Origin of the sequence: Anaerotignum faecicola, from assembly GCA_024460105.1 — a bacterium.
Lineage (GTDB): Bacteria > Bacillota > Clostridia > Lachnospirales > Anaerotignaceae > JANFXS01.
Map to the genome: position 1 here is coordinate 165,483 of JANFXS010000004.1, position 16,790 is coordinate 182,272.

Here is a 16,790-nt window from a genome sequence, read left to right on the forward strand (position 1 = left end):
GACTTGCGGAAATGGCGGACAGCTCCAAGACCGAAAAAGCCACCTCGAAAAAGCGAAGCGACGAACGCAAAAAAGGGAATATATTCCTCAGTAAAGATATTGTTACCCTTGTTTCGCTGTTGGGTATGTTTTTCAGTTTAAAACTTCTTTTTCCAAATATATATGTTTCCGTAAAATCATATATGGCGGACGGAATTGTACTTGCCGGGGAAACTACGGAAGTAACAAACGAACTTATAAGGGAAATTACAAATGAATTTATTATTGCTTTTGCAAAAATAGCGGCTCCGCTTTTGTTTATTTCAATACTGCTTGCGGTTGCCGCCACGGTTTTCCAGACAAAGCCGATATTTATAACGGAAAACCTGAAGCCGAAATTTAATAAACTTAACCCGATAAACGGCATAAAAAACCTTTTTTCCCTGCGCAGTATAGTTGAAATAATAAAGGGCGTTATAAAAATAACGATACTTATTGCGATACTTTATGATTTTGTAGAAAAACGCCTTATTGAATTTCCGAAACTTTTATATATGGATCTTATTTCTTCAAGCACATATATATTAAGTTCCATTTTTTCGATGGTTATGACTGTTTCTATAGCCTTTGCGGCCGTTTCGGTGCTGGATTACTTTTACCAGTGGTGGGAATATGAACGGCAGATAAAAATGTCAAAGGAAGAAATAAAAGAAGAATATAAGCAGATGGAAGGCGATCCGAAGGTTAAAGGCAAAATTAAGGAAACTCAAAGGAAAATGGCGATGAGCAGGATGATGCAGGCCGTGCCAACGGCCGACGTTGTAGTTAAAAACCCTACGCATTTTGCCGTTGCTTTAAAATACGATCCGGATAAGGACAATGCGCCCGTCGTCGTGGCAAAAGGGCAGGACGAGCTTGCGCTGCGTATTATCCGCATAGCTGAAGAAAACAAAGTTTATGTAATCGAAAATAAACCCCTTGCCAGGGCGCTTTATGCCCAGGCGGACGTAAATGCGGAAATACCGCCGGATTATTACGGCGCTATAGCGGAACTGCTTGTTTACGTTTACAGGATTAAGAATAAATTATAACGCAAAATTGGAGAAATAGGAATGAAAAGGATTTTTGACCATGCAATTTCATTATTTGTTATAGTAATAGTATTGCTCCTTATAATACCGTTGGATCCGTTTGTGCTGGACATATTTTTTATTTTGAATATTTCGCTTTCATTAATTATACTCCTTATAACAATGAATATAAAAGAAGCGCTTGAATTTTCTATTTTCCCATCGCTGCTTTTGATAACAACGCTTTTCAGGCTGGGCTTAAATATATCGTCCACAAGGCTTATATTAACACGCGAGGGCGCCGCGGGGCAGGTTATTAAAGCCTTTGGAGAATTTGTGCTCCAAGGCAACGTCGTTGTCGGCGTAATTATATTCCTCATAATCGTGCTTGTGCAGTTTATAGTAATTTCAAAAGGCGCGGAGCGTGTAGCGGAGGTTGCCGCAAGGTTCACTTTGGACGCTATGCCGGGAAAACAGATGGCTATTGACGCCGATTTATCAAGCGGCCTTATTACAGAAGAAGAGGCGAGGAACCGTCGGCAGAAAATACAGAGGGAAGCCGACTTTTACGGCGCTATGGACGGCGCTACAAAAATTGTTAAGGGCGACGCCATTATGTCTATAATCATTACGGTTATAAACTTCGTTGCCGGAACCGTTATTGGCATGGTGCAGTCCACTATGTCGTTTAACGAAGTGCTTCAGGTGTATTCCATAGCGACAATCGGCGACGGGCTTGTAAGCCAGATACCGGCCGTGCTTATTTCAACTTCAACGGGTATGATTGTTACAAGGGCGGTGTCGGACGGAAGCCTTAACACGGACGTTGCGAAACAGTTTTTGGCGCAGCCGCAGTCGATACTTATCGGCGGCATAATAATCGGCGCCATATCGCTTTTGCCGAGCATGCCGCATTTCCAGCTTATAATTATATCGGCGGCGCTTATCGCGCTGGGGCTTACGGTTTCAAAGCGGATGAAAACGGCGGCCGCCGCCGAGCAGGCGTATGCTGTGGCGGCAATGGAGGACGCGGCGCTGGAAACGGCGCCGTCGCCGGAGGATTACTATAAGGATATAAACAGCGTTTATTCGCTTTTAAATGTGGAGCCTGTTGAAATGGAATTCGGCTACAGCCTTATACCGCTTGTAGACGAAGGAAGCGGCGGCAAGCTTATAAACAGGATTGTGATTTTCCGCCGCCAGTTTGCGCAGGAAATGGGTTTTGTTATACCTTCTATAAGGCTGAGGGACAGTTCAAACTTAAATACGAACCAGTATGTAATAAAGATTAAAGGTGAAGAAGTGGCCCGCGGCGAAATACTTGTGGATTACTTCCTCGCTCTTGAACCGCCTAACCCCACCGGCGAAATAGACGGAATAGAAACTATAGAACCGGCCTACGGCATACCAAGCAAATGGATAACGCCGGATCTTAAAGAAATGGCCGAAATATACGGATATACAGTTATAGATCCCCTCTCCGTTATGGTTACGCATCTTTCTGAAGTTATTAAGCAGAATGTGTCGGAACTGCTTTCAAGGGGCGAAGTAATGCAGCTTATAGACAACCTTAAAAAGATTTCGCCGCAGCTTGTGGAGGAGGCGTTCCCGAACATTATATCTTACGGAAGCTTTCAAAAGATACTTTCAAACCTTCTGAAAGAAGGAATACCTATTAAGGACCTGAACTCAATAGTAGAGTGTATTGTAGATTCTTCAACGGATACGAGGGATATAGATACGCTGATAGGCAATATACGTGTGGCGCTTAAAAGGACTATTACAAGGCGTTTCTGTGAAAACGGGCAGATGCGGGTTATAACCCTTGACGGCGAAACTGAAAAGACAATCGCGTCTAGCCTAATAAAAAGCGAGCACGGTATTTACCTTGCTTTAAATCCAGACGCAATGCAGCAGCTTATAACGCAGCTGGCGGACAACATTAAAAAATTCAACGAGCTTTCCCAGCCGCCTATTATACTTACAAGCCATGTTATAAGGCTGTATGTTTACAGGCTTATTGAACAGTTTTATCCGAACGTTCATGTACTTTCGTTTAATGAAATTGCAAATAATGTGCAGATACAGGCCGTAGGCAACATAGTTATCGAAAAATAGCCCAGGCAAAACATCTAAATTTGGAGAACCCGGTATGAATATTCCAGACGAATTGAAGGAAAAAACAAACGAAGAACTGCTGGCGCTTTATAAAGCGGGAAAAGACCGGCAGGTTAAGCAGGAAATTGTGCTTAGGTACGTTTACCTGGTTAAAAACATAGCGATGAAGTACAGAGGCGTTTACGCAAGCTTTACGCAGCTTGACGACATTGTAAACGAAGGCATAATCGCGCTTATGGCAGCGGTGGATAAATACGATCCGGATAAAAACGCGCGCTTTGAAACGTTTGTTTCAAAAAGGCTCAAGGGGCTTATAATCGATATAGCGAGAAAACAGGACTGGATACCGCGCAACGTGCGCCGGGAGTCTAAAGAGGTGAACGACGCTATACATACCCTTTACGAGCGGCTCGGACGTTATCCGACAAATCAGGAAGCCGCCGATTACCTTAATATGAGCTTGGAAAAGTACCAAAAGGTTTTGGGAAAATCCAATCTTTACAATGTAATTTCACTGGACTATTTCCTTTGGGAGCAGAACGGCGAACAGAATACGGAAAGCCTTGTCAGCCGCGAAACGCCTCCGGAACAAAAGCTTGAAGAAAAAGAATTCCATAGTATACTTAAAGAGGGAATTATGTCTCTCAGGGAGAAGGAGCAGACGGTAATCTCCCTTTATTACAGAAAAGAACTTACAATGAAGGAAATAGCGGCCGTTATGAATCTTAGCGAACCGCGTATATCGCAGATACATTCCAACGCCCTTGCAAAACTCAAGGTATTTTTGGAGAAAAATAAGAATAAGGGGATGATATAATGTTTCAGGGATTTTATAATTTAACCAGCGGCATGATTACGCAGAACAGGAACCTTAACGTAGTAAGCAATAATATAGCAAACGTATTAACCCCGGGATATAAGAAGGATACAATGGTGTCCAGCACATTCCGCGAGGAGCTTGTTTCGAGAACGGGCAATATAGACAAGGACAATCCCGAAGGGCTTGGGGACGCCTCTAGGTTCAGAAGCGCCCTTGAAACCATTACGGATTATGAGCAGGGAGCGCTTGAAATAACGGACAATCCGCTTGACTGTGCAATTACGTCGGAAGGTTTTTTCAGGATTGACACAGGAAACGGCGAGCTTTATACAAGAAACGGCTCTTTTGCAATCAGCGACGACGGATACTTGGTTTTGCCGGAAGGCGGACGCGTTATGGGCAAGAACGGGCCTATACTCCTCGGCGCCGACGATTTCACCGTTGACGGCAACGGGCTTGTATATACAAGCGGGGGAGACTACATAGATCAGCTTGATATTGTAACCTTTGACGATATGGCGCAGCTTAGGAAAACGGGCGGCAGCCTGTTTGCTTCGGACGCGGCCCCGGTTGCGGTTGCGGATCCTTCCGTGGAACAGAAAACGCTTGAAAGATCCAACGTGGACGCAACGGGAGAATTTTCTAAAATGATTGAAAGCCAGAGGGCGCTCCAAAGCGCGGCCCAGGTTTTGAAGATATACGACCAGCTGATGGGAAAGGCGACGACACAGCTTGGAAACATTTAACAGGGGGTACTTGAAAAATGAACTTTTCGTTTTATTCCGGCGCGGTAGGCGCAATGTCACATTCAAAAAGGCTTGAAGTTATCGCAAATAACATATCAAACACAAATACAAACGGATTTAAAGCAAAAAACGGCGTATTCACAGATCTTGTTTATAAAAACATGAACGCGCCCGACGGCGCCCAAACACAGCTTACATACGGAGCGGGAGTTAAAATGCTCAAAGACGACACGGATTTTGTACAGGGCGCACTGGAGCTTACAGGCTTCAGCCTTGACTATGCCATAAACGGACCGGGTTTTTTTGCTCTCAGGGAACCGGCTACGGGCGAAATAACATATACGAGGGACGGCGCTTTTTCAACGTCGCAGCAGCCGAACGGGCAATTTTACCTTGTTTCAAAAAATAATAAATGGGTTCTTGATGCAAACGGCAACCCTATTGTCGTTGAAAATCCAAGCGATAATATAGGCATTGGAGTTTATGTATTTGAACAAAAAAACGGCCTTTTGAATATCGGCGACAACGAATATCAGCCGGTTGAGAAAAACGGCGTTCCGCGGGCTTTGGACGGCTACAGGGCCGGAGTTATAGTTAAAGGGGCGCTTGAAGGTTCAAATGTTGATTTCGCAAAGGAAATGACAAAAGTTATCGAAACGCAGAGGGCTTATCAGATGTCTTTGAAAATGGTCCAGACTTCCGACGAAATTGAAAACACAATTAACAGCCTCAGGTGATCTATATTAGGGGGACTAACATATGACGATTAAAAAGTATGAAGATATGGACAGTTTCGAGCTTGACGTATTAAGGGAAATAGGCAGCATAGGAACGGGCAATGCGGCGACAGCCCTTTCAAGTGTGCTTTCACAGAAGATTGAAATGTCGCTGCCGGAAGTTAAGATTATGGACTACAATAAAGCCATAAAGGAAATGGGCGGCGCCGAAAGGATTGTGTGCGGCGAGCTTGTGGCATTCAGCGGCGAAATAAACGGCATTATGCTTTATATGCAGGATATGGATCTTATAAACGTAGTTTTGGAAAAGCTTCTGAACGGACGAAGAATAAACGATTATATGGAATTAAACGAGCTTGACACATCGGCTCTTATTGAAATAGGAAATATCATTATCTCATCATATATAAACGCCATTTCTACCTTAACGGGAATATCCGTACACCTTTCAGTGCCGGCTATATGTACAAACATGCTGGGCGCAATTGTGTCCGTGCCTATGGCCGAATACGGATATGAATCCGATAAGATTATGACTATAGGCGGCAATTTTAAATGCAACGGCAAGGAGGTATACAGCCGGCTTTTAATGCTGCCGGATATGAAGTCGCTGGACTTTTTAATGAAGAAATTAGGTGTTGAGAGTGAATAAGACCTATGTGGTTGGCATTGCGGATATGAAGATATGCAGAAGCCCGGGAGTGCTTGTGACATATGCCTTAGGCTCCTGCATCGGGGTATGCGTGTACGATCCTGTTATAAGGCTTGCGGGCATGGTGCATATCATGCTTCCGAACATGTATGAAAATAATAAGGACAACATTTTTAAGTACGCCGACACAGGCATACCCGAAACCATAAGGAAAATGGAGGCTTTCGGCGGGGTGAGGAGCCGCATGGTCTGCAAAATTGCCGGCGGGGCGAAGATGTTCGAGCTTAAAGGCAACGGAACTCTCGGCAATATAGGCGCAAGGAATGCCGAAAGCGTTAAAGCCGTTTTGATGAAGGAACGCGTGCGCATTGTAAAGGAGGACTTAGGGTCAAACTATGCAAGGACAATGTATTTCGATTCTTCAAACGGCGAAGCGACTATTAAATCTTATGGAAAGCCTGAAAAGAAACTGTAAGCCTGCGTTACGCCGCAGGGGCATGTTTTTTCAGTTATTTTTTTACATAAATCCGCCGATAAATCTTATAAGGGGAGATTTGAAAGGCGGAAGATGCGGTTTTTAAAAATCCGGTATTATCTTTGTTTTAAAATAATCCAATATCCAAAGCGGTCAGGGAGGGGCGTTTATATGAGCAGTATCAGCGAAAACAAGACAAATATCCTGCTTGAAACAGGAACAAATGAAATAGAAATAATGGAATTTACGATTGACGGCAACCTTTACGGCATTAATGTCGCAAAGGTAAGGGAAATTATCATGAGCGACAAGGTAAAGCCTATGCCGCACTCACATCCTGCCGTGGAGGGCGTTTTTAAGCCGAGGGACATACTGCTTACGGTTGTCGACCTTCCCATGTACCTTACGGATGTGCCTTCCAAAAAGAACCCAAAGGATTTGTTTATCATAACAAACTTCAATAACCTGAACATTGCTTTTAGGGTGCATACGGTTGAGGGCATAAGCAGGATTTCATGGGGCGACATACAAAAGCCGGACAAAACGGTTTCAGGCGGCGAGGAAGGCGTTGCAACGGGAATTGCCCAGTGCGGCGACGATTTGGTTACAATACTTGATTTTGAAAAAATCGTAGCCGAAATAGCGCCGGAAACAACTATACAAATAAGCGAAATAGAAAAATTGGGTGCAAGGGATCGCAATGAAACGCCTATTGTGCTTGCCGAAGATTCCATTCTTCTTACAAAAATGATTAGGGAATCTCTTAAAAAGGCAGGCTATATAAATTTAAAGGAATTCAATAACGGCCAGGAGGCATGGGAATACCTCTCATCCCTTAAAGACAATGCCGGCAGTATTAAAAGCGAAGCGTCGCTTATAATAACCGATATCGAAATGCCCAAAATGGACGGCCACAGGCTTACGAAGCTTGTAAAGAGCGACGATATACTTAAAAATATACCAGTTATAATATTTTCGTCCCTGATAAATCCCGAAATGCAGATAAAGGGCAAGCAGGTTGGAGCCGACGAGCAGCTTTCCAAACCTGAAATAGGCTATCTTGTGGAAGTTATAGATCAGCTTCTTATAAGATCCAAATAACCCATGGTTCTTAAAAGGGACGGATAATCCTAAATTTATGCAGGGGTATAAAACAACCGGTTATTATTCAGGATATATGCCGCCCCTTTATTTTTTGACGCATGATTAAAACTTACGGCGTATCGCGGTTAGGTATACGGTATATACGACAGCGCGGCAGTGCGGTTTGGTTAAAGGGCGTGGCATACGGATTTTTCTAAGTTAAGGCGTTTTGGCTCCGAAAGCAAGTGAGGGAGCCTGAAAACGGGCTCAAGGCTTTTAACCGGAAAATAATGAATACGCCGGGAATTCGGCGTGGAAACGTTCGTACGTTTTTTGATTTATCGGCTTGGTAAATTTGTATTATTCGCGTAATCTTTAACGGGAAATTTATTCAAGGGATATATATTTATAAAGGAACCTTTAAAAAGGGCTTTTGTTTCAATTTTATGCCGAATTATAGAAAACATGATTATGTGTGCGCCGGATGCGCCGCCCTTTGAGGGGAACGCCGAAACGGACAGCCTTACCGGATTTTTGAACAAAACGGTTTTTTATGGCGCGGAAGGACGGGGCAAAGGCGTTATACCGTTATATTTCCGGATAGGTTGCGCTTGTTTTTGAGCGAAACGCTTGAACCCTTTCATAAAAAGGGCCTTGAGCCGGAAATGGACGGCGTGGGTCCGGTATATTCGCCTTTAAATGCGCCCGGGAATATAAGTTTTGGCACACTTAAAATAGACGGGAACTTTTTTGACAAGGATATTGCAAGCAGGAAAAGGAAAATGATTTTTTTAAATATTATTCCGCCGGCAGAAGCTCTCGGAACAAATGTAATAGCCGAGGGGGCCGAAACGGACGAGCAGGAGCAGTTTATTCTGTATTTAGGCTGCGATACGGCGCATGGATATAATTTTTCCAAGCCGGCGCCTTTTAAAAACTTTGAAGAAAATATTAAGAGCAACCTGTGGGTAATTGAAAAAGGAGGTATTTAAATATGCGCAAATTTGTTGTCAGACAGCCTATTAAAGATATAGACGGCGCAACTGTTGGTTATGAGATACTTTTTAATGTTGACAACGGGCTTTACAATAACGTAAACGGCGATTATGTGGCGGCGGACACGATTTCATCGTTTCTTCTGCAAAACAGTGAAAAGGTTTTTTCAAAAGGAATGACGTTTATAACGTTCACGCCTAACCTTTTGTTTAAAAACACGCCGAGAATGTTTAAACAAGGCGATATTGTAATACAGATTGAAGACAGCTTTACAGTTCATCCTTTGGCGTCGAAAGTCCTCCAAAGGTATAAAGACGACGGGTATAAGATCTGTATGACGGATTTCCAGTTTGCGCCGAGGTATTTTGCGCTTCTCGAATTTATAGACTATATAAAAATAGACGTGCACCTTATTACGGACGTAACTTCCATAGACAATATACTTAAACTCGGAAAAGGTTTCCAGAAAAAGTGTATTGTAACCGGCATTGACAGCAAGGCGCTTTATGAAAAGGCTAAAGCCGTACCGGCGGATTATTTCCAGGGGTGTTATATTGCCGAGGCGATGGCCACAAAGGCGAATAAAACCGAATACCTCCAGTCGAATTTCTTCCAGCTTGTGGTTGCTATTACAAAAGATATACCCGATATGGATGAAATTGAGGAAATTATTTCAAGGGACGCGTCCCTTACATACGCGCTTTTAAAAATGGTTAACTCCGTGCATTTTGCACTGCGCCACAGGACGTCGTCCGTTAAGCAGGCGCTTGTTATACTCGGCTTAAGCCAGCTTAAACAGTGGGTTTACCTTTTAAGCTTTGAAAAGAACGAAACGGATTCAAATTCAGAGGAAATACTTAAAACATCGTTCCTGCGCGCTAATTTCTGTTCGGAACTTTACACTCATATAAAGGGCCTCCCCATAACGCAGGCCGACGCGTATCTGTTGGGCATGTTTTCAACGATAGACGCGCTTGTGGACGCTCCTATTGAGGAAGTTATGAGCGAAATTCCCGTAGTTGAAGAAGTAAGGGACGCTATTATATCGCAGGAAGGAAGATGCGGCACGCTTTATAAGCTTGTTTTAAGCTATGAAAGCGCCGATTGGAAGGCGATAGTTTCATATGCAGGGGAGCTTAACATGGAAACGGATATGCTTGCACAGATTTATTTTGACTGTGTTGAGAAAGTAAACGAAATTTGGGAAACTTTTATGAATCCCAATAATGATTTTGCGGTAGACCTTGAGGAGCTGAGGAAAGAAACGGAAGAAGCCAAGGCCGAATAAATATGAATAAGCGGCAAGGTATTCCCGACGGAAAACGGGATTTAAAGCCGCTGAATATAAAAAAGGAGCCCGAAAAGAAATAGGGCCCTTTTTTTTATTTGCATATATGCCGCCTCTTAATGGCGGGGGCTGCCGTTTACTGCGAAACATGCCGTTGTAAGGGCGGTCATGCCTTCAATCATAAGTTTCTTTTTGTAGTAGTTTATCAGTATAAGAATGTCGTCGCTGTCTGTAACGATATATTTAGGCGGCAGTTTCGTAAGCGCAAGGGCCATAACGTCGGCCCTGCATCTGCTGCACCTGCAGTCGCTGAACTTTTCCATATATTCGTCGGCAAGATCTTGAACTAAAAGCTCGCAAATATTAATATATTTGAATTCTTTTTCTTTCTCGGCGAGTTCTTGACATTCATCTTTGTCCGGCTTGCCGCCGTAATTTTCGGATTGAGGACGCGGCGTTTTGGGTTCGGATGATATTATGCTTTCAGGCTTAACGGAGACGTTTGTCCCGCCGTCTGAAACGCCGTATTTTGTATCCGCCCGTATATCAAGGCTTTCTCCGTCAGGATGATTGGAACCGCTTGCGGGAATATTTGCCGCAGCCGTATTGCCGTCAGACGGCATGCTAACGACTGTATCCGTGTTTGCCCCGCCTTCAGGGGATACGGATACCTGTTCGGCGTTAACAGTTTCGCCGCCGTCGGAATTCTGTATATCGTCGGTTCCATTGAGGGAAGGTGAGGAATACTGCAAGCCATAGCTTCCGCCGCCGTCGGAATTCTGTATATCGTCGGTTCCGTTGAGGGAAGGTGAGGAATACTGCAAGCCGTAGCTTTCGCCGCTGTCGGGGGAGTTTTGTGTATCATAGCCGCCGCTGTCGGTATTATCTTGTTTGTTTGGACTTTCCGTATAATCGTTGAAGCCATCTTCGGTATTCGCCGGAAGTGTGCCGTCATTATCCGTTATATCGCCCAAACTGGCTGAAAGGCCGCCTGTGTCTTTGACGGATATATCGGCCGCGGCGCCCGGAATAACATCGGCCGTTTCTTTTCCGGCCGTTAAGCCGCCGCCCATGCCGGCTTCTTTTTCAAGCTCTTTTAAAAGCCCGTTTTTTATACGGTTTGATATTTCTTCGTTTTTAGCGGTTTTTTCAAATATTTTCTGAACGGGCGACGGGGTTTTCTGTTCGTTTTTTTCTTCTTTTGCCTTTTGCGGCTGTTCTGACGCAGACGATGAGATTAAGTTTAATACATGCGCCGTTTTGCTGCTTTTTTTAGCCATATTGTTTCAACCTCCCGTCCGTTATCTGCTTTTGCGTATTATTTTAAGCGTTTCGTCGACAAAGAGCGTATAGTCGATTGCCGGGTTGGATTTTGGCGAGTATTCAAATATGCTTTCTCCGTGAGCCGGAGCTTCGGCTATGGAAACGCTGGAACGTATTTTTGTGTCGAAAACCTTTGTGCCGAGCTGCGCCGCTATGCTTTCGCTCATTTCATGCACTTCTTTTGCAAGGTTAAGGCGGCCGTTGTATTTTGTAAGGAGTATGCCGAGTATATTTAAGCCCGGATTATAAAATTTTTTGACGGAATCTATGGTTTCCTTTATTTGGCTTATGCCAAGCAGGCTGAGTATTTCTGGAACCATAGGTATTATGAGCGCGTCGGAAGCTACATATGCGTTAACCGTAAGTATATTTAACGCCGGGGGAGTGTCTATAACTACATAGTCGTATTTGCCGCCGACCGTTTTCAGCAGATCCTTTAATAGGAATTCGCGGCCCGGACGGTTAAATTCAAGCTCGGCCCCGCTTAAAAGTATATTGCTGGGCACAACGTCGCCGTAAGGCGTTTTATGAATGATGTCGTTTAAATCGGCCTGTCCCTTAAACGCGTCGTAAATTGTCGCGCATTCTTCTATTTCAATACCCAGGCTGAAGCCCAAATTGCCCTGCGGATCGAGATCTATACCGAGGACTTTCTTCTTTTTGGCAGTAAGCCCGCTTATAAGCGCGCATGAGGTTGTAGTTTTGCCAACCCCGCCTTTCTGATTTGTCAACGCTATTACATATGCCAAAAAATTACCCCCTTGCCGTCGAAACGCCTATTAACTTTCATAAATCGGCGCCACGCGGTATCCGATATTAGTAAATCTGTATGTATGTAAGTTTTTAAACATTTTTGAAATTTATACGGATAAAGTTCAAAAAGCGTCGGAGCGGCTTACAACAGACAGAAAATTATTTTTTTATATTAATAAAAGTATACTATATGTCGATAAAGAAGTATAGAGAATTTAAAAATAATTTGATGTAAAGGATATAAAGAAAGGGGAATATATATGTCGTCAATAGGCAGTCTGAGTTCAAGCACGTCAAACAGCATTTACAGCAATGCAAAAAGGATAACGGGCCTTGCCAGCGGGCTCGATACAGACTCTTTGGTCGAGGCAATGGTTCTCGGCACGAAAAGTAAAATAGCCCAGCAGAAACAGCAGAAACAGCTTCTCCAGTGGCAAATGGACGCATACCGTTCCATAAGTTCAAAATTAATAGCTTTCCAAAATAAATACACCTCATACAGTTCGGGCACTAACCTAAGGAGTCCTAGCTTCTATGCTAAAACGCTTATTTCCGCTCTCGGTGAAAACAGCAAGTATGTGAGCGTTTCGGGTTCGTCGAATTCGGCGGAATCCCTTTCCATTGCCGCCGTTAAACAGCTTGCAAAGAATACCAGCTACGTTTCAAGTTCAAACGTAAGCGATCAGAAGCTTTCAAGCGGGGAAGTTACGGGCGACGAAACATTTACGGACAGCAGCCTTGCCGGAACGAGCCTTACGGTGGGATACGGCAGCAAAAGCTTTACGGTAACCCTTCCAAGCGGCGAGGAATATAATACGGCCGAGGAGGTTGTCGACGCGCTTAACAAATCCCTTTCCGAAATCGATTACGGTACAGACGGGGAAAAGGCAAGCGACAAAATTAAGTTCGGCCTTACTTACGACGGAGGCATAAAAATAGGCTATGCTTCCGACGCTGTTGCGGAAACCGGCAACAAAATAGAAATCAAAGGCGGAAGCGAGAAACTCCTCGAAGGCCTCGGCCTTGAAGAGGGCGACAAAGTTTCCGGCAAAGGAAATTCGATTACCGGAACGAAAGCGCTTACGGAGGAATATATGAAAAGCCTCCAGACGACGAGGACTTCAGCCGACATGCTTGCGGGCAAAACGGTTACTTTCAGCTATAACGGCATTTCAAAGCAGATAACTATACCGTCGGCCGATGAAAGCGATATATTTGATAAAAAGACAGGCAAAGCCGATATGAAAAAGCTCGCCGATTATTTCAATAAGGAGCTTAACAGGGAATTCGGCTCGGGAAGGATTAAAGTCGAATACAGCGAAGCCGACAAGGAGCTGTCGTTCCAGACCGTAAACCCTCAGACAGGGAAGATTGACGGCACGTCGGAACTCAAGATAACGGGCGGCGACGCGGACGCACTGCGCGCTTTGGACATTAAGGCGGGCGAATCAAACAGGGTCAACCTTGACGCTTCCTTCTCGGAATCGGGCATTATCGGCAAAAACGGCGGCACTGCTATAAACGAATATGCGGTTAATATTAAAAACAATAAAACAGGCGAGATTATTACAATCAGCAAAACGATGGACGGAAAAGATTTTGACGAAAACACGTCCATGTCGGATATTATAAAAGCCATAAACGCAAGCGACGCAAACGTGCAGGTTTCGTACCTTTCAACAACGGACAAATTCAATATATCTTCAACGGAAGGCGGCGCAAGCGGAGATTTTTCCATAGTGGGGGCGGTTGACGAAAACGGAAAAGAAAAGCCGGACGACGGCTCGTTCAATCTCGGCCAGGCTATTTTCGGAAAGAACCTCGGCAAAAAGGATTCTTCCGGCAAGCCTGTTGAAACGGATTATTCCGCAACAATGGGGCAGGACGCCATAATATATGTCGATTACGACGGGGCGGGCGGCCAAGATCCGGTAGCTATTACAAGAAGTTCAAACAGCTTCAATTTAGACGGGCTTACGGTAACCGTTAACGGCACGTTCGGAATTAAAAAGGACGAAAACGGCAACGATATGGTAGACGGAAGCGGCAACGCCATACTTGACGATGCGTCTGAAGCCGTAACTTTCAGCGCGAAAGCCGACACCGATAAAATCGTTACGGCTTTTAAAGAGATGATTAACGATTTTAACGAGATTATAAAGCTCTCAAACGACAGCGTTTCGGAGAAAAAGAATAGGGATTATCCGCCCCTTACGGATGAACAAAGGGCTGAAATGAGCGAGGACGAAATTAAGGCGTGGGAAGAAAAGGCTAAGGCCGGCATGCTTTTTAACAGCAGCGAGGTTAAAGGCTTTACGTCGGCAATACGTTTCCTTTTTTCAGGAAGCTCATCGGATATAAAGGCGCTTGAAGAAATGGGCATAACGGTATCGTCTACATACAGCGACCACGGAAAAATCTCTTTTGACGAAGAAAAATTTAAGGCGGCAATAGAATCAAACCTTGACGGCGTTAAGGAGCTGTTTACGGCGGAGGCTAAAACAACGGTTAACGAAAACGGAGAAGAGGTGACGTCCAAGGGCGGCATTATGACGCAGATTTTCGATGTGTTTGAAAAGTATGCCGCAACGACGGGATCGACGAAAGGCGTATTTGTCGAAAAGGCCGGCGCTCCGGAATCGCCGCTTTCCGTCCTTAACAACTCAATCCAGAAACAGATGGACGATATAGACGATATTATATCGGAACTTCAAGATAAGCTTGAAACGGAAACTGAAAACGCGTACAATAAATTCGCAAGCCTTGAAACTTATATTTCAAATATGAATTCCCAAAGCAGCTGGCTTTCGTCACAGTTCGGAGGCTGATGCGTCTTTGGCTTAAATTTCAGAAAGGCCGGTAATTGATAATTATGATTAATAACGGATACCAGCAATATAAACAGCAGTCGATTGCAACGATGACAAACGGCGAAATGCTTGTACTGCTTTACGACGAATGTATAAAAAGGCTTACTATAGCCGAATTTGCATTGGGCAAAGAGGATTACGAAACTTTCGGCGGGGCTGTTAAAAGGACAAGGGAAATAATCAACTACCTTTCCTCGGTTCTTGACAGGAAGTATGAAATAAGCCGCGACCTCTACCGCATGTACGATTATTTTATGTATGAACTCGGAAGGCTTGAGGCGGGCAGGAACAAAGAAATTATTACCGAGCTTAAATCGCATATAAGCGAACTAAGGGATGCGTTTAAAGAAGCGGATCGCCTGAACGCGAGCAAAAAAACGCAGCAGAACACATAGGCGGTCAAAAGCAGCGGAGGAAGTATGGAAGAAAAAAGCATTGCTCAGGAAATAACGGCAAAACTCCAAAAAAAATACGGCAGGGTTATAGAAATAGGCCGTCTTACGGACGAACTTACGGAAGCTCTTTCCAGAAACGATAAGCAAAGCGTAAATATGGTGCTTTCCATGCGGGGAGAAGAAATGGACGCTGTGGATACGCTTGATTTGGAGATTGGCAAGTTTGTTGCGGCGCTTCCGCCTAATCAGCGCGACGCCGTAAACAATGCGGACGGCGGGGCGGACGTCCCCGACGATATAAAAAAGGTTATAAGCTTAAAAAGCATGATCCATAACCAGCTTGGAAAGATAATTGAAAAAGACAGCCGCATCAGCAGGAAAATTGCCGGCGGCTCGTCGTTTTATTCAAAGGCGGGAAAGTAGGTTATTTTTCATAGCGCACGGCCCATATTGGGCCGTTGCTGCTTGCGCCGTATTTTGCCTCGTCTATTATTGTCAGAGGTTCCCATTCTTTTTGGGAATTTTCATAGCTTTTAGAATCAGCTATCAAAAATTTTCCGTCCAGGGTTATCCCACGGATTAGTATGAAATGGCCATTTTCCGTAAAATGGCCATTTCCCATTAAAACAACAATGAGATTGCCCGTTGATAAAAGCATTTGAAGGTTTTCGGGCGAATAGTCTTTAACGGCCTCAACCGTAAGACCCCACTGGGATGCTCCGCCGGGGATTATTGAATGGTATGAACCGCTGTCTTGGCAGAAATAGCCGTTATCATAAGACCACTTTGCCATATCATATGGATTGATTTCGTTTCCCGTAAGGCTTGTAACAAGCATAGCAAGGGTAGTCGGGCCGCAGCCGTATATCGATATGGGATTGTCGGGTCCGTACATTTCGTTTCCCCATCGTTCGTCGGACTGGTTATAATAGTGTATATTCACAAAATTGCCGGGAAGTATAATATCGCCGTTGGGATCTGTTTTGGCGGTTAAGGTTTCTTCTTTCGGCTCGGGAGTGCGTTCAATTTCGTTTTTGGCGCGCCTTTCGGCAATTTCGGTTTTAAGCGCCGTAATCGTATTGGCGGCGCCTGCATACAGTTCGTCTGCTTTTTCGGCTATTTCCGGAAACATAAAAAAAATGGCTATGTAAAGCGAAAAGCAGATTATGAATTTTATCGTGTAATATATAAATCTCAATTTTAATGCCTCCGAAGACATAACATATTATTTTCCCGCAACAGCTTTGGGACAAAGATATTATACCATAGTTTCCGTAATATTGGCGCATAACGTTGGAATTTGAAAAATACAATATTTCCCTCCATGAATTAATGAGCGGGGCGGGGATACTTTTCATCGGCTGAGGAAACGGCGCGAGGCTTAATATAAATTAATAACAAATATTAAAGATTCCGCTTATAGACGGGCATTGATTGGATTTTGAGGCATTTGTCCGTGCGACGGCACGGGTTTTGCCCGCAGTT

General features: G+C 44.3%; 16 protein-coding genes. 13 read left to right on the forward strand and 3 right to left on the reverse strand.

Features of this window, described 5'->3' with window-relative positions; all coding sequences use genetic code 11:
* The first annotated feature begins 11 nt into the window (after positions 1 to 11).
* From flhB to NE664_08010, 10 genes are all read left to right on the forward strand, one after another.
* Positions 12 to 1,070: a flagellar biosynthesis protein FlhB gene (gene flhB, locus NE664_07965; GenBank protein MCQ4726591.1), complete on the forward strand. Its 1,059-nt coding sequence runs from the start codon at positions 12 to 14 to the stop codon at positions 1,068 to 1,070.
* A gap of 21 nt (positions 1,071 to 1,091) precedes the next feature.
* The gene (gene flhA, locus NE664_07970) at positions 1,092 to 3,167 is read left to right on the forward strand and encodes a flagellar biosynthesis protein FlhA (GenBank protein MCQ4726592.1); all 2,076 of its coding nucleotides are present in this window, start codon (positions 1,092 to 1,094) and stop codon (positions 3,165 to 3,167) included.
* A gap of 34 nt (positions 3,168 to 3,201) precedes the next feature.
* Complete coding sequence (locus NE664_07975; protein MCQ4726593.1) at positions 3,202 to 3,984, forward strand: FliA/WhiG family RNA polymerase sigma factor; 783 nt, start codon at positions 3,202 to 3,204, stop codon at positions 3,982 to 3,984.
* The gene (flgF, locus tag NE664_07980; GenBank protein MCQ4726594.1) at positions 3,984 to 4,733 is read left to right on the forward strand and encodes a flagellar basal-body rod protein FlgF; all 750 of its coding nucleotides are present in this window, start codon (positions 3,984 to 3,986) and stop codon (positions 4,731 to 4,733) included. Before NE664_07975 ends, flgF begins: the two co-directional genes overlap by 1 nt.
* A gap of 17 nt (positions 4,734 to 4,750) precedes the next feature.
* A complete protein-coding gene (locus NE664_07985; protein ID MCQ4726595.1) occupies positions 4,751 to 5,470 on the forward strand; it encodes a flagellar hook-basal body protein in 720 nt (239 codons plus the stop codon).
* 22 nt (positions 5,471 to 5,492) lie between these two features.
* Positions 5,493 to 6,122, forward strand: coding sequence for a chemotaxis protein CheC (locus NE664_07990; protein MCQ4726596.1), 630 nt, complete (start codon positions 5,493 to 5,495; stop codon positions 6,120 to 6,122).
* A 25-nt stretch (positions 6,123 to 6,147) separates the two neighbouring features.
* Positions 6,148 to 6,597 carry a chemotaxis protein CheD gene (locus NE664_07995; protein MCQ4726597.1) on the forward strand — a complete coding sequence of 150 codons (450 nt, stop codon included), beginning with the start codon at positions 6,148 to 6,150 and terminating at the stop codon, positions 6,595 to 6,597.
* A gap of 171 nt (positions 6,598 to 6,768) precedes the next feature.
* The gene (locus NE664_08000; protein ID MCQ4726598.1) at positions 6,769 to 7,698 is read left to right on the forward strand and encodes a chemotaxis protein; all 930 of its coding nucleotides are present in this window, start codon (positions 6,769 to 6,771) and stop codon (positions 7,696 to 7,698) included.
* Positions 7,699 to 8,297: 599 nt separating this feature from the next.
* On the forward strand, positions 8,298 to 8,672 hold the full coding sequence (locus tag NE664_08005; protein MCQ4726599.1) for an EAL domain-containing protein: 375 nt from the start codon (positions 8,298 to 8,300) through the stop codon (positions 8,670 to 8,672).
* Between the two features lie 2 nt (positions 8,673 to 8,674).
* Positions 8,675 to 9,964: an HDOD domain-containing protein gene (locus NE664_08010; GenBank protein MCQ4726600.1), complete on the forward strand. Its 1,290-nt coding sequence runs from the start codon at positions 8,675 to 8,677 to the stop codon at positions 9,962 to 9,964.
* A gap of 116 nt (positions 9,965 to 10,080) precedes the next feature.
* Here the strand turns inward: NE664_08010 and NE664_08015 are convergent, their stop codons facing one another.
* Positions 10,081 to 11,244, reverse strand: coding sequence for a late competence development ComFB family protein (locus NE664_08015; GenBank protein ID MCQ4726601.1), 1,164 nt, complete (start codon positions 11,242 to 11,244; stop codon positions 10,081 to 10,083).
* Positions 11,245 to 11,265: 21 nt separating this feature from the next.
* Positions 11,266 to 12,036: a ParA family protein gene (locus NE664_08020; GenBank protein MCQ4726602.1), complete on the reverse strand. Its 771-nt coding sequence runs from the start codon at positions 12,034 to 12,036 to the stop codon at positions 11,266 to 11,268.
* Positions 12,037 to 12,300: 264 nt separating this feature from the next.
* Between NE664_08020 and fliD the strand changes: the two genes are divergently transcribed.
* The 3 genes from fliD to NE664_08035 are packed head-to-tail and all read left to right on the forward strand — an operon-like array spanning position 12,301 to position 15,728.
* Positions 12,301 to 14,868: a flagellar filament capping protein FliD gene (gene fliD, locus NE664_08025; GenBank protein MCQ4726603.1), complete on the forward strand. Its 2,568-nt coding sequence runs from the start codon at positions 12,301 to 12,303 to the stop codon at positions 14,866 to 14,868.
* A gap of 44 nt (positions 14,869 to 14,912) precedes the next feature.
* Positions 14,913 to 15,305, forward strand: a complete 393-nt coding sequence (gene fliS / locus NE664_08030; protein MCQ4726604.1) for a flagellar export chaperone FliS — start codon at positions 14,913 to 14,915, stop codon at positions 15,303 to 15,305.
* Positions 15,306 to 15,329: 24 nt separating this feature from the next.
* On the forward strand, positions 15,330 to 15,728 hold the full coding sequence (locus NE664_08035; protein MCQ4726605.1) for a hypothetical protein: 399 nt from the start codon (positions 15,330 to 15,332) through the stop codon (positions 15,726 to 15,728).
* A gap of 1 nt (position 15,729) precedes the next feature.
* On the opposite strand, the gene NE664_08040 is transcribed toward NE664_08035, so the two are convergent.
* Positions 15,730 to 16,503, reverse strand: coding sequence for a C39 family peptidase (locus NE664_08040; protein ID MCQ4726606.1), 774 nt, complete (start codon positions 16,501 to 16,503; stop codon positions 15,730 to 15,732).
* Between the last annotated feature and the right edge of the window lie 287 nt (positions 16,504 to 16,790).

What these genes read in the sequence shown, in the direction of transcription:
- flhB (MCQ4726591.1), top strand. Translation starts at nt 12, where the DNA reads ATGGCGGACAGCTCCAAGACCGAAAAAGCCACCTCGAAAAAGCGAAGC.
- flhA (MCQ4726592.1), top strand. Translation starts at nt 1,092, where the DNA reads ATGAAAAGGATTTTTGACCATGCAATTTCATTATTTGTTATAGTAATA.
- NE664_07975 (MCQ4726593.1), top strand. Translation starts at nt 3,202, where the DNA reads ATGAATATTCCAGACGAATTGAAGGAAAAAACAAACGAAGAACTGCTG.
- flgF (MCQ4726594.1), top strand. Translation starts at nt 3,984, where the DNA reads ATGTTTCAGGGATTTTATAATTTAACCAGCGGCATGATTACGCAGAAC.
- NE664_07985 (MCQ4726595.1), top strand. Translation starts at nt 4,751, where the DNA reads ATGAACTTTTCGTTTTATTCCGGCGCGGTAGGCGCAATGTCACATTCA.
- NE664_07990 (MCQ4726596.1), top strand. Translation starts at nt 5,493, where the DNA reads ATGACGATTAAAAAGTATGAAGATATGGACAGTTTCGAGCTTGACGTA.
- NE664_07995 (MCQ4726597.1), top strand. Translation starts at nt 6,148, where the DNA reads ATGAAGATATGCAGAAGCCCGGGAGTGCTTGTGACATATGCCTTAGGC.
- NE664_08000 (MCQ4726598.1), top strand. Translation starts at nt 6,769, where the DNA reads ATGAGCAGTATCAGCGAAAACAAGACAAATATCCTGCTTGAAACAGGA.
- NE664_08010 (MCQ4726600.1), top strand. Translation starts at nt 8,675, where the DNA reads ATGCGCAAATTTGTTGTCAGACAGCCTATTAAAGATATAGACGGCGCA.
- NE664_08015 (MCQ4726601.1), bottom strand. Translation starts at nt 11,244, where the DNA reads ATGGCTAAAAAAAGCAGCAAAACGGCGCATGTATTAAACTTAATCTCA.
- fliD (MCQ4726603.1), top strand. Translation starts at nt 12,301, where the DNA reads ATGTCGTCAATAGGCAGTCTGAGTTCAAGCACGTCAAACAGCATTTAC.
- fliS (MCQ4726604.1), top strand. Translation starts at nt 14,913, where the DNA reads ATGATTAATAACGGATACCAGCAATATAAACAGCAGTCGATTGCAACG.
- NE664_08035 (MCQ4726605.1), top strand. Translation starts at nt 15,330, where the DNA reads ATGGAAGAAAAAAGCATTGCTCAGGAAATAACGGCAAAACTCCAAAAA.